The organism is Planomonospora sp. ID67723 (assembly GCF_015711605.1).
Lineage (GTDB): Bacteria > Actinomycetota > Actinomycetes > Streptosporangiales > Streptosporangiaceae > Planomonospora_A.
In genome coordinates this window covers 331,375-343,814 of record NZ_JABTEZ010000003.1, presented here as the reverse complement: position 1 = coordinate 343,814, position 12,440 = coordinate 331,375, and the positions used below count along the sequence as shown (strand labels likewise).

General features: G+C 73.4%; 11 protein-coding genes and 3 tRNA genes. 2 read left to right on the top strand and 12 right to left on the bottom strand.

Annotation, left to right across the window (positions count from 1 at the left end):
- Positions 1-91: 91 nt before the first annotated feature.
- From mihF to HS041_RS23290, 3 genes are all read right to left on the bottom strand, one after another.
- Positions 92-400: an integration host factor, actinobacterial type gene (gene mihF, locus HS041_RS23300; RefSeq protein WP_196442935.1), complete on the bottom strand. Its 309-nt coding sequence runs from the start codon at positions 398-400 to the stop codon at positions 92-94.
- Positions 401-490: 90 nt separating this feature from the next.
- Entirely contained in the window at positions 491-1,909 is a 1,419-nt protein-coding gene (locus tag HS041_RS23295; protein ID WP_196442934.1) for a DJ-1/PfpI family protein, read from the bottom strand.
- 111 nt (positions 1,910-2,020) lie between these two features.
- Complete coding sequence (locus HS041_RS23290) at positions 2,021-3,028, bottom strand: GlxA family transcriptional regulator (RefSeq protein WP_196442933.1); 1,008 nt, start codon at positions 3,026-3,028, stop codon at positions 2,021-2,023.
- A gap of 205 nt (positions 3,029-3,233) precedes the next feature.
- Here HS041_RS23290 and HS041_RS23285 point away from each other — a divergent pair, with 205 nt between their 5' ends.
- The gene (locus HS041_RS23285; RefSeq protein ID WP_196442932.1) at positions 3,234-3,641 is read left to right on the top strand and encodes a hypothetical protein; all 408 of its coding nucleotides are present in this window, start codon (positions 3,234-3,236) and stop codon (positions 3,639-3,641) included.
- Positions 3,638-4,807: a zinc-dependent alcohol dehydrogenase gene (locus HS041_RS23280; protein ID WP_196442931.1), complete on the top strand. Its 1,170-nt coding sequence runs from the start codon at positions 3,638-3,640 to the stop codon at positions 4,805-4,807. The genes HS041_RS23285 and HS041_RS23280 overlap by 4 nt, the downstream gene beginning before the upstream one ends.
- Before the next feature lie 88 nt (positions 4,808-4,895).
- On the opposite strand, the gene HS041_RS23275 is transcribed toward HS041_RS23280, so the two are convergent.
- The 9 genes from HS041_RS23275 to HS041_RS23235 all read right to left on the bottom strand — a co-directional run bounded on the left by HS041_RS23275 (position 4,896) and on the right by HS041_RS23235 (position 12,034).
- Entirely contained in the window at positions 4,896-5,075 is a 180-nt protein-coding gene (locus HS041_RS23275) for a hypothetical protein (protein ID WP_196442930.1), read from the bottom strand.
- A gap of 43 nt (positions 5,076-5,118) precedes the next feature.
- Positions 5,119-5,994 carry an MBL fold metallo-hydrolase gene (locus HS041_RS23270; protein ID WP_196442929.1) on the bottom strand — a complete coding sequence of 292 codons (876 nt, stop codon included), beginning with the start codon at positions 5,992-5,994 and terminating at the stop codon, positions 5,119-5,121.
- Positions 5,995-6,120: 126 nt separating this feature from the next.
- Positions 6,121-7,305 (bottom strand): hypothetical protein, encoded by a 1,185-nt coding sequence (locus tag HS041_RS23265; RefSeq protein WP_307845425.1) that lies wholly within the window; start codon positions 7,303-7,305, stop codon positions 6,121-6,123.
- Between the two features lie 247 nt (positions 7,306-7,552).
- On the bottom strand, positions 7,553-8,257 hold the full coding sequence (locus HS041_RS23260) for a hypothetical protein (protein WP_196442927.1): 705 nt from the start codon (positions 8,255-8,257) through the stop codon (positions 7,553-7,555).
- A gap of 102 nt (positions 8,258-8,359) precedes the next feature.
- Positions 8,360-9,952: a TROVE domain-containing protein gene (locus tag HS041_RS23255; protein WP_196442926.1), complete on the bottom strand. Its 1,593-nt coding sequence runs from the start codon at positions 9,950-9,952 to the stop codon at positions 8,360-8,362.
- A gap of 114 nt (positions 9,953-10,066) precedes the next feature.
- Positions 10,067-10,138 (bottom strand) — tRNA-Ser (locus HS041_RS23250).
- 218 nt (positions 10,139-10,356) lie between these two features.
- A tRNA-OTHER gene (locus HS041_RS23245) sits at positions 10,357-10,423 on the bottom strand.
- A gap of 83 nt (positions 10,424-10,506) precedes the next feature.
- A tRNA-Glu gene (locus tag HS041_RS23240) sits at positions 10,507-10,578 on the bottom strand.
- 238 nt (positions 10,579-10,816) lie between these two features.
- On the bottom strand, positions 10,817-12,034 hold the full coding sequence (locus tag HS041_RS23235) for a BtrH N-terminal domain-containing protein (RefSeq protein ID WP_196442925.1): 1,218 nt from the start codon (positions 12,032-12,034) through the stop codon (positions 10,817-10,819).
- Between the last annotated feature and the right edge of the window lie 406 nt (positions 12,035-12,440).

Genomic DNA, 12,440 nt, shown 5'->3' with positions numbered 1-12,440 from the left:
ACCCGGTACGGCGGCCTGTACTCCTCACCCTCCCGGGTTCGGCCGCCGGGCGGGGTGACCGGCTGCGCGCGTGCGCGAGCCGGTCACCCTCTCACTTCGACGTGGCCTCGATCAGCTTGCGGCGCTGCTGCGCGCCGAGCCCGCCGAGCCGGCGCGCCTCGTCCACGTCGGCCCGTGCCATCAGCTGCGCGGCCTTCACGCTGCCCACGCCGGGCAGGGCCCGAAGCGCCTGGGAGACCTTGATGCGCTTGGCGACTTCGTCGTCGCGGTCCAGCAGCTCCTTGAGGGTGACCGCCCCGGACCTGACGTCGGCCAGCAGCTTGGCGCGGGCCGTACGCGTCTCGGCCGCCTTGGCGAGGGCGGCCTGGCGCTGCTCGGGGGTAAGAGTGGGGAGAGCCATGGATTGCTCCTTCATGGTGTGAACGTGACCATCCTGCTACCCACAACGACCAGGGTAATCACTCCGACCTTCCCGGCAAGCCGGAACACATCAGACGCGCCGGAGGAGGCGCGACCGGGGAAGGAGGCCGACTCCGGCGGCGATCACCAGCACCGCGGCGAGCAGCGCGGTCGGGCGCCATGGCCAGGCGGCTCCCGTGAGCTCCAGATGCGCCGCGGGATACTCGGTGAACTTCGCGGTGGTGCGGGCGGTGGCCCGGTCGGCGTGGGCGGCGAGATCGCGCAGGACCGGGTCGAAGCCGGACTCCCCGCCCGCCCGCCCCCGATGGGGCAGCTCCACCTCCAGCCCGCGCGCGGCCGCCCATGCGGCCAGCCGCGGCTCGACCGCCCCCGCGCTCCGGACGCCCGGCACCACCAGCCGGTCCACGGAGCCGGTCCCCTCGCCCACCGGCTCGGCCAGCAGCACCATCCCGTGCCGGGTCCTGACCGTGCGACCGGTGGCGACGGCCACCGTGCGGAAGGCGAACGACGTGCCCGAGTAGGCCTCGAGGGCGGCCGCGACGTCGAGCTCTCCGGCTCCCCCGGTCAACCCGACGCCCACCGAGGGACGCCACCACGGGAAGGCGGCGTTGAGCCCGTACGGCAGGTCGGACAGGGACAGGCCGTTGACCGGGATCGCCGTCGGGCCTCCCACCGACCAGCCGGGGTAGGCCACGTCCCGGCCGATCCGGCCGGCCTCCCCGGCCCCGGCGATCTCCTCGACCAGGCGGAGCGCGCCGACCACGCCCGAGGTGACCCCGGCGGTCGTGGTGATCGGGCCGTCCTGGACGTAACGCCGTCCCCGCACCCACTCCACCTCGGGGTTCGACTCCTCCAGCGAGCCGATCCGCTTCCAGAACGAGGTCGCCCGCCGGCCGTCCAGCACACCGGCCGCGGCCAGCAGGTCCGAACCGGCGCACACGCCCAGGATCCGGGCGCCCCGGCCGGCCTGCCGGGCGATCCACGCCCGCAGCGCCGCCTCCCGCTCCCCTCTGGGCTCGACCACCGCGGGCACCACGACCACGTCCGGCGCCTGGGCCGTACCGGCGTCCACCCCGCCCAGCGTGTGGTCGGGGAGCACGTTCAGGCCCCCGGAGAGCGCCACCGGCTCCCGGCGCTCGGAGACGGTGTACACCGCGAACCTCTCCGAGCGCGCGAACACCTCGTACGGCGGGAGCACGTCGCCGACCACCGAACCGGTCGCGCCGAGCACCACCGCGACGACCGTCCGCCCGGACGGCACCGGCGCCGGGGCGGGCCACCCCTCCGGCGGCACCGGGGGCGGCACCGACGGGAAGCTCTCGTTCATCGACGCCGTCACCCCGGCGAAAGCGGCACCGGCCAGGACGGCGGCGGACAGCACGAGACCGGCCAGGATGCGGAGCAGGGCTCGGACACGGCGGCGCGAGGCGAAGGGCGCGGACGCCCCTGAGGACGCTGAGGACGCTGAAGGCACTGAGGACGAAGGCATGGCGGATCTCCTCGACGACGGAAAGGGGGGAGAAATGAGGGGGTGATGATCCGGGACGCCGGAAGCGGGCAAGACCCGGAAAGGCGATGGGGCCGGGACGCGCCGCGAGGGCTACGGGGCCGCCGGAGCGTGCCGGGAAGGCTGCGCGGTCACCGCGGCGTGCCGGGACGCCGACGGAGGTGCGCCGTACCGGGCGGTGAACAGCCGCCGGAAGTGGCGCGCGTCGCGGAACCCGCACCGGGCGGAGACCGCCTCGACGGTCAGGCCGGTCTCGGCCAGCAGCGTCGCCGCGAGCTCCAGCCGGAGCCGCTGCCGGTACTCCAGCGGGGTGATCCCGACCGTGGCGGTGAAGGCGCGGCTCAGCCCGCGTGGTGACAGGTGCGCCACGGCGGCGAGTTCGGCGAGGGTGTGCGGGGTGTCCAGGTGCTGTGCCAGGTGGTCCTGGACCCGGTGGACGGCCTCGTTGAGGTGGGCGCGGTACTGCAGGAACGCGCTGATCTGCCCGTCCGTCCCGGACCTCCGCAGGTAGACCACGAGCTGACGGGCGACGGCGGCGGCCAGCGCCGGCCCGTGGTCGCGCTCGACCAGCGAGAGCGCCAGGTCGAGCCCGGTGGCGATGCCCGCGCTGGTGCTCACCGGCCCGTCGTGGACGTAGAGCACCGCTTGCTGTACCCGGGCCGCGGGGTACCGCTCGCGCATCGCGTCGATCAGCGACCAGTGGGTGGTGCAGCGGCGGCCGTCCAGGAGGCCGGCCTCGCCGAGCGCGGCGGCCCCGCTGCAGACCGAGGCGACCCGCGCCCCGTCCCGGCAGGCGGCCCGCAGCCACTCCACCACCGTCCCGGAGACCAGGAGCTCTCCCGGCGCGGGCTCGTACACCCGGTGTCCGGGCACCAGCACGAGGTCTCCCGGTCCGACCGGCCGCAGGGGCCCCAGCCCGGCGAACCGCAGTCCCTGCGCCGAGACCACCTCGGACGCGTCCGCGACGTACTCCACCCGGTAGGGCGCCCCCAGATGGGCCGCCGCGTCGAAAGCCTGGACCGGACCGGCCAGATCGAGCAGGTTCACCTCCGGCAGCACCAGCACGATCACCCGACCGGTACCGCCTCTCGTCTCCTCCACGACCTCCACGTTAGGCCGCGCCGGGCGTCCGCATCAGGGCCGCGGCGGCCCGATACCGGACGGATCAGGCACTCGGATGTACGGCGGGGACCTGGGTGGTCGCCGGATGGAGGTGGCCGCGCACTCGCCCCACCGGCTGCGGCCGGCGGTTTTCCCCCGTGAACCCGGGGAATGGCGGGTGGCCCGACGACCTGAGGAGGCCACCATGGTCGCAAAACGAAGTATCGCCCTGGCCGCGCTCGCCGCCGGAGGCGTCGCCGCGCTCCGCAGGGCACGCGGGCGCGCCGCGCTCCGGCCCGGCCCCGCGGAGTGGTTCGCCGTCACCGTGGCGTGCGATCCCGCGGAGCTGACCGGCGTGAACCGCCCTGACGCGCTGGCGGAGCTGGCCGAGCACCACGAGGTGCGCATCAGCCCGGCGCCCGGCGGCCGGGGCACCGAGCTCGCCGTGCACTCGGCGGACGGAACGGTCCGCGAGCAGGTGAGGGCGCTCAAGCAGCTTCTGGAGACCGGCGAGGTCCTGCGGATGGAGGGCCAGCCGGAGGGGCACCGTACCGTGCTGGGCCGCGCCACCCTCCCGGTGGCCAGGCAGTTGATGAGGAGGGGTGTGCGATGAGAGCGCTGTGCTGGGCCGGCGTGAACGAGCTCGCGGTCCAGGACGTCCCGGACCCGGCGATCCTCAACCGCCAGGACGTGATCGTCCGCGTCACCGCGAGCTCGACCTGCGGCTCCGACCTCCACCTGCTGGACGGGTACGTGCCGACCATGATGGCCGGGGACGTCATCGGGCACGAGTTCCTCGGCGAGGTGGTGGAGGTCGGCCCGGACGTGCGCGATCGCCGGGTCGGCGAGAAGGTGGTCGTGTGCTCGATCATCGGCTGCGGTCGCTGCCGCAACTGCCGTGCCGAGATGTGGTCGCTGTGCGACAACAGCAACCCCGACCCCGGGTTCCTGGAGACCCTCAACGGCCACGCGACGGCGGGCATCTTCGGCTACTCCCATGCCATGGGCGGCTTCGCCGGCAGCCACGCCGAGTACATCCGCGTGCCGTACGGCGACGTGAACGCCTTCCCCGTGCCCGAGGGGGTGGCGGACGCCAACGCGGTGTTCGCCTCCGACGCGGTGCCGACCGGGTGGATGGGAGCCGACATCGCCGGAATCGAGCCCGGTGACGTGGTGGCCGTCTGGGGCTGCGGCGGAGTCGGCCAGATGGCGGTGCGCGCCGCCTACCTGATGGGGGCGGAACGGGTGATCGCGATCGACCGGTTCCCCGAGCGCCTGAAGATGGCCGCCGACCACGTGGGCGCCGAACCGCTCGACTACGAGAAGGTCGACGTGCTCGACGCCCTGAAGGAGACCACCGGCGGGCGCGGCCCCGACGTGTGCATCGAGGCCGTCGGGATGGAGGGCCACGGCACCGGCGCGCAGTACGCCTACGACCGGGTCAAGCAGGCCGTCCGCCTGCAGACCGACCGGGGACTGCCGCTGCGCCAGGCCATCCACGCCTGCCGCAAGGGCGGCACCGTCTCGGTGCTCGGGGTCTATCTCGGCTTCGTCGACAAGTTCCCCATGGGCGCGGTGATGAACAAGGGACTCACCCTGCGCAGCGGCCAGCAGCACGGGCAGCGCTACATCGCGATGATCCTCGACCGCATGGCCCGCGGCGAGATCGACGCGAGCCACCTGCTGACCCATCCGATGAGCCTGGACGACGGCCCGCGCGGTTACGAGATGTTCAAGAACAAGGAGGACGGCTGCGTCCGCGCCGTCTTCACTCCCTGAGCCGTCCCCGCGGTCTCCCGTTCAGGGCCGGACCTGGAGCCTCTTCGCCGCCGTCGGGGTTCCAGGTCCGCGGCTCCCGTCTCTCCGGCTACGCCGAGTCCGGCATCTCTGACCTGGCGGCCGCCTTCCGATCGTCGGGGATCTGTGCGGCGGGGCCCTTCGGGTCGTCCCCGCTCGGGGCGTCCGCTCCCGCGGAGTCCTCACGGTCGTCCGGCACCCTGGCCTCCGGGTCGTACGCCTCGGCGCCCTGCGGATCCGTCTCGGTCATGTGGTTCTCCCTCTCCGATCTCGATCCAGGTCCGGCGGGGCCCTCAGTCCTGCGGCCCGCCGTGCTCGGGGGCCGTGGAGGAGCCCCCGGCCGTGAGGCGCTCGCCCCGCTGCGCGCGCCACACGGGCAGGTGGAAGGTCTCACCGCGTTCGAGGTAGTGCACCCGTTCGGACATGCCGACGATCTCGACGTGATTGCGGAAGTCCTCGATCGGGGAGGCGAAGGCCTCGTAGTCGTCGTAGTGCACCGGGATGGCGGCACGCGGGCCGATCAGGTGCAGCCAGTCGGCGCCCTGCGCCCCGTCCATGGTGACCGTCATGCCGAGGATCCGGGTCCCGCCCAGGTGGAGGATGGCCAGGTCGACCTCGGGGAACCGGCGCGGGATCCCGGCCAGTTCCCGGCCCATCAGGGTGTCGCCGCTGATGCACAGGCGGAGTTCCACCCGCCCCCAGCGGGCGAACTCCAGCATGCTGCCCATCACGGGGGGCAGCAGCAGCCGGGCCGGGCCGGGGGCGTGGCGGCCGGGCAGCGAGGTGACCGTCAGCGTGCGCTCGCCCCGGCGCAGCTCGTGCTGGCGCCAGGTCTCCAGGCCCCGCGCCTGGCCGAACCCCTGACGGCGGAGGCGGCGGGCGGCCTGGGGCGTGGTGATGACGGGCAGGTCCTTGTCGAGGCCCCGGCGGGCCACCCGGTCCCAGTGGTCACCGTGCATGTGCGACAGCACCACGGCGTCCAGCGCGGGGAGCTCCCCGATCTCGATCGCCGGGTCGGTGCGGCGCCGGGAGCTGAGCCCGTAGCCCAGATAGGCCCGCTGGCCCCGGTGGAGGAAGTTCGGATCGGTCAGCACCGTGAATCCGCCGTAACGGATCACCGTGGTGGCGTTCCCGACGAAGAAGACACTGACATCATCCGAGCCTGCCATGAGGGCCCCTCCGATCTGCGACAGGCCCTCTACGTACCCTCTGCGGCACGGCAATCACGCGGAGAAGAGACCCAGGTCAGGCACCGGGAGCACGGGGGCGGGGTCACGCCCCCGTGCGGCGGGGCGTCAGTGGCCGGGGCCCGAGCCGTTCACCGTCAGGGCGGGCTCGGGCACCTCGATGGCGGGGAAGGTCCCGGTGTCGACGAGGCCGTGCTCGCTCTGTGCGGCCTCGATCAGGGCGTGGGCACGGGGCTCCAGCTTCCACAGCGCACGGCACTCGCGGGCGGTGGCCAGCGGGATGCCGGTCTCGTGGGCGATGTCCGTCGCGCGGGGGACGAACCTGCGTTCGATCTGCTTGTCCCAGTATTCGCGCGCCGCCCGCATCAGGGCCGCGCGCTGGACCGGGTCGACCGTCATGCCGGTGGTGTCGTCCATCACCTCGGCCTCGTCGTCGTCGTCGACCGCCACGCCGATCGGCGACGCGGCGGGGAGCGCCGGGGAAGCCGTCTCGGGCTCGGGGGCCCACGGGACCGGCGGGCTCAGGTCGATCAGGGCGGAGGTGTTGTAGAGCGCTCCGATCTGCGACAGCAGCGCCTCCTGGCGGGCCTGGTCGACCGCGAGGCCGGTGTGTTCCACCGCCCGGTCCATCTCCCGGTCCAGCTTCGCCAGCGCCGCGCGCATCTTCCGCTCGGAGGCCCCGCCCTCGCGCAGCGCGCGGGCCTTCTTGGCGGCCAGCGCGACCCGGGTCAGCCTCCGGTGGGCGTCGACCTCGCTGGCCGTGCGGTCGCTGACCTCGGCCAGCCCGATCCGGACGAGCATGCGCTCGGGGGTGAGCCTCCAGTTGATGCGGGAGCGCCCGGTGATGCGGTGCCGCTCGATCGCCATGCCCCGCTCCCACAGCCACGCGGCCACCAGCGGGGCGGCGAGCCGGAAGACCGCCTCGGCGACGCTGCGGGCGTCCATGCTGGACAGCACCGCGGTCAGGCAGGTCAGCGCCCACACCGCGACGCCGTCGATGCCGGCGGAGAAGTTCTCCCGCATGTTGCGGCGGGCCCGGACGGCACTGGTGATCACGGCGACTTCGATGAACGCGAAGAGCAGCAGCCGCAGCGGCCCGTCGAAGCCGAGGACGTCGCCGGCGAACTTCCACATGCCCTGGGCGGACACACCGGTGGCGATGCTGGCGGCGACGATGGTGAGGATGTCCTCGACCGGGCGGGGCGCGACGTAGCGGTGGAAGAGCCGGACCGTCACGCGGGCGGCGGCGCGCAGGACGAAGTAGGCGAGGACCGCGAGGATCAGACCTGCCACGCAGATGATGGCCGTTCTGACCGGCTGGTCCGAGACATAAGTGGCAATTTCATCAATAAGGGGCATATGTCACGGTCCGTCAGCTCGATGTCCAGGGGATATCGGGACGATCATTCCAGAAAGGAGGCGTCCTGTTTGCCAAACCCGGGCGCACATTTGGTACCGGAGTGAAAAACGAGACCCGCCCGTGTCGTACGGCGCGCGCCTCGTTCCTTGCGGAGGCGTGCGCCGTACCTCCCCGGGACGATCAGCCGCCGCCGCCCTGCCAGTAGATGTTGACGACCCTGACGATGCGCCCGCCCTCCGTGGTGATCAGCGCGGGCCGGGTGAGGCCCCCGCCCTCTCCGAGCGAGGCGGCCTCCTTCACCTCGTCGATCAACCTCTGCCGGGGGCAGCGCGCGGTACCGAGGTTGGTGGCCTTGTCGTAGGTCGGGCCGGTCCCGTCACAGCCGTAGGCGCTGAAGTACTCCACGTCCTCGGCGATCGGAGCCGCGAACCGGAGCACGTCCCCCTCCGGGGGGCCTTCGAAGTGGCCGTCCTCCCCGCCGCTCAGGGCGAAGCGGATCGGCCGGTACTCGGCCGTCCCGTCCGCGTCCACCCCGGTGATCCAGCCGCGCAGGACCCCCTCGAACGGCGCCGGCCGCCCCTTGCTCCAGTCGCGGTCCGGGCCGGTCTGGAACTCGGTCCCGAAGACGTCGGGAGCCGAGGCCGTCGCGGTGGGCCCGGCGGGACCCGTGGACCGGGCGGGCGCGGCGCCGGTCCCGGCGGGCGAGGAGGCCCCCGTGGCGGTGGGGGCGACGGTGGCGGGCGTGGCCGCCGGAGGGGCGGCCGCCTCCTGCGCCGAGCAGGCGGGCAGCGCGGCGAGGGCCGCGGTCAGGGCCATGGCGGGCAGCAGCGGAGAGCGCCGCCGGGAGAGCTCAGAAAAGTTCACACCCGTATAGATAGCGAACATGCCCGAAAGGGTGTCCCACCTCCGGGTGAAATCGCTTCCCGCAGCGGGCGGCGGGCCGTCCCCGCGCGGTGAACCACCGCGCGGGGACGGCCTCCCGGGTTCTCAGAACGGCCAGCCCGTCCCCTCCCCCGCCTCCAGCAGGGGGATCAGCCGGAACGTCGCGTCGGAGAAGCCGCCGAACTCGTGCCGGTTGCCCGAGCCGGTCGGCATCGCCGCGTGCCGGTATCCCTGCAGGTTGAAGCCGTACATGGGGACGTGCGGCGGTGCCGCGCCGGTGACGTCGCCGCCGTAGTGACCGCTCATCGTCTGCATGTCGGACAGGATGACGACCCGGTCGTGCCCGGAGTACGCCCTGCGGACCGAGGCGGCGATCTGCGTGCCGTGGCCCACCTCGCCGATCCGCGCGCAGAAGCGGTCCATCTCCTTCAGCACGGACGCGCCCTTTCCGACCTTGTGCCGGAACACGCCGTCGGCGAAGCCGTACAGGTCCACCCGCTCGCCGCGGGCGGCCAGCGCGACGCCGAACAGCGCGGCAGCCTGGGCCGGTGTGACGACGGAGCGCGCCGAGACCGCGCCACCCGTCATGGACGCCGAGGTGTCCACCAGGACGAGGGTCCGGCCGCCGAACGACGGCACGTTGCGCGTCGCCAGCCCCAGCGCCCGCTCCAGCGCGTGCCCCCAGCGCAGCGAGGGCGCCGTGCGGTACGCGGAGTAGAACCGGAACGGCAGCTGCCGCGAGCGGGCGACCTCGTCCGGATCGGTGAGCTTGGCGATGACCCGCTCCGCGACCTCGTCGGAGACACCGGCCTCGTCGAGGTTCCTGAGGTTGCGCAGCAGGGCCATGTAGCCCATCGACGGCACGACGGCCTCCCACGCCCGGGCGTCCATCGGCCCCTGCAGCCATCCGGCGAGCGCCTCCCAGGTCATGCCCGCGGCCGCCAGCCGGGCGGGCTCGGCCAGTACGGCGCGGCGCTCGTCCACCGGCAGGGCCGCCAGCTCGGCCCGGGCGCGCAACGTCGCCAGCGTCCGGGGGATCGGCTTGTCCCGTCCGTGCCTGCGGTCCAGGGCGTGCGCGAACAGCTCGCCCTGCCACGGCCGGTCCGCCGCGGGGGCGGGGTGCACCAGGTCGATCACGTCGCCGAAGCGGAAGCCCCGGGTCTCGCCGTCGTACTTGAGCAGGCTGCGCTCGCCGTACAGCCGCTGGACGGCGTCGGCGATGCCGCGCTTGACCGGCTTGGGCACCGCGCGGCCGTACCGGGACATCCAGTAGGCGAGCGCCTCGCCGGGCTCGTCGGCGCGCTGCAGGACACCGCTGACCAACTGCCGGTTGAGGCCGTGCTGCCCGGCGGCCAGGCGCGCCCTGACCGACTCCAGAGCGGCGACGATCGGGGCGGTGCGCAGGTTCGCCGTACCGCGCAGCCAGGGCAGGAAGCGGGCCATCCACGCGCCGTCCTCGACCGCGACCCGGTGGACGAGGGCGCGGAAGCGCTCGTCGCGCTCGCCCGCCTTCTCGTAGAAGGCGTCCTCACCGACCATGTTCGAGACCGCGAGCAGGAACAGCTCCCCCTTGGCCTGGCGGACGTATCCGGGGGCGCCCTCGTGGGTGCGGCCGGACGGCGCGCGCTCGGTCGTCACCGGGCTGGAGACGGCGGAGCGGCTGGTCACGGCGTTGACGAACGTGTTGAACTTGGACATGGACGCGGCTCCTTTCGCGGTGAGAGCAGGAGGGAACCCGCGTTCGCGCAGAACGTGCCCGAGATCGAGGCGGCGAAGGCGAAGGTGCTCTGCCACTTGAGCTACGGGGCTGTTCTGCCCCGGCCGGACTCGAACCGGCAACCACCCCGTCAACAGTGGAAGTATCCCTCGCCTGCGCACCGGGCACGTTCTGGAACGGTGGTCCCCCCGAGATCGGGATGACGACGGACCGCCCGGCCGATCGGGCACCAGCCCGATGGGGTCGGGCTGTCAGGAATCGAACCTCGAAGTATCCGCTGTCGTCGCACCGGGGGGTGCGTATGCAATTGTGGGGCCCTCCCGAGTTCGGAAGACCGGCGACGGTACGAAGCGTGCTGCCTTACACCACGCGCCGCAGGTTCCAGCCGGCGCGCCGGGAATCGAACCCGGACTTCCCGATCCCTAATCGAAGTAACCGTTGCCTTCGCACCGGGAGGGCCCGTGCATTCGTCGTCCTCCCCGAGATCGAAGCCGGCGGCGGCACAGATATGCTGCCGTTACACCACACCGGCCGGAGCCGGCGCCGGGACTCGAACCCGGACCTTCGCTTTGAGAGAGCGATGAAGTATCCGCAGCCTTCGCACCGGGGAAGCGCGTATTCATTTGTCTGCGCCGCAGAGTTCGATATCGGTCCCGGCTGGTTTTCTCTGGAAAAGAAGTATCCGGTCCCCTCGCACCTGAGGCGTTTTCAACGGTAGCGGCGATCGGAATGCGTCGCATCCGATTAATTCCGCCTCCGCCGGAGTCCGGGCCCCCGCCGGCCGCTCAGCGCCCGGCGCCGGCGCCGGCGCCGAGGCCGACACCGGCCCGGACCGAGCCCCGGGTTCAGACGGCCCGCAGCGCCGCCACCGCCTCCTCCTCGACCCGTACGGCCCGCGCCGCCAGCCCGGCCAGCTCGGCCAGCAGGTCCCTCCGCTCGTCCTCACCCAGCGGCCCCCCGTAGGCGCCCGTCGCGGCGATCTCCCGGAGCCGGGCGGCGGCTCCGGCCCCCTCGGTGAGCAGCAGCTCGGCTCTCTCCTCGGCCAGCTCCCGGTAGCGCGGGAACGGCTCGGCCGCCCGGGCGGCGATCCGCGACCACAGCTCCCCCGCCTCACGGTAGAGCCCGGCCGCCCGGGCGCAGGCCGTACCGCCGAGCAGGGCGCCGGCCTCGTCCAGGAAGGCGGCGTACAGCGGGCGGGTCGCGCCGGGCGCGGTGTACTCGGTCTCCAGGCACTCGTGCAGCCGCGTCATCGCGCCGAAGAACGCCTCCGGATGGGCGAACCGCCGCGCCCAGCCGGTCCTGCCCCCGGCGTCCCCGAGCTGCCCGGCGAACCGGTTCATGCCCGAGAGACCGAAGTTGACGTCGAAGGCGTTGCCCAGCACCGGCCCGGTCATCCCGGCCGCGGTCGCGGCGATCGCCTTCCGCACGGCCTCCGCCGGGTCGGCGCCCGCCGGGCCGGTGACCGAGACCAGATGGTGGCGGGCCTTCCTCAGCGCCGACCACGCGGCCATGAACTCCGAGAGGGGCAGCCGCTCCGGCTCGGCGCGCGCGTCCCGCACCAGCGCGTCGCCGCCGTCGAGGCCGACGACCGCGACCTCCAGCGGGTCGGGGAACGGCAGCCCCGGCCGCCAGGGCAGCGCGAAACGACTGACCCGGCAGATCGCCGTCCGGCCCGCCTCCAGGGTCTCGCGCAGGGCGCGCTCGGCGACCCGGGGCGAGCCGGTCTGCCGGACCTCGTGGGCGATCCCGGCACGGGCGAGCGCCGTGGGGATCATCGGTTCGGGATGGGCCTGGGCGACGATCGTCACCGTCGGGTGGTGGCCCCGGTACTCGAAGACGGCGTACATGAACCCGATGCCGCCGCCGAGTCCGGCGAGCATCGCCTCGCTGTGGCCGGGCAGCAGGTGGTGCAGGAGCGCCGCGTCATGGTGCCCGCTCGGCGGGTGTCCCCCCGCTGCGGTCCCACGGGCGGCGAGGACGTGGCGCAGCGCGCCGGTGTAGGACTCGCCGGTCCTGGCCATCCGCTCGCGGACCCGGCGCTTGAGGTGCTTGTGGTCGGTCATGATCTGCTCCTGGGGCGGCGGCGCGCGCACGTCTCCCACGCTCGGTGCTCGTTCCGCCGTGCAGGCCGTGTCAGACCGGGTGACACCGTTCACGCCCCGAGGACAACGATCCCCTCTGCCTCCGCGGGGGCCCGCGGCGTGGGCGCGGGCTCAGGAGGTCCGGCGCGGGACGGCGCCGCCTCCCAGGATATCGGGCAGGGGCGTGCAGGAGGCGCCGCCGGGGTCGAACCCGCGCGTCTGCGGGTGTCATCCGGGCCATTGCGCTCGTGCGCGGTCATCGCCCCCCATCCGGATCAGTGGTTCCGCCGGTGCTCAAGGCCGGGCATACCGGTGAATCCGGCGAACCCCGCCCGCGCGAGGGCCGGAGCCCCTCACAATGACTCAAAGTCACCACCGCCCCATGAAA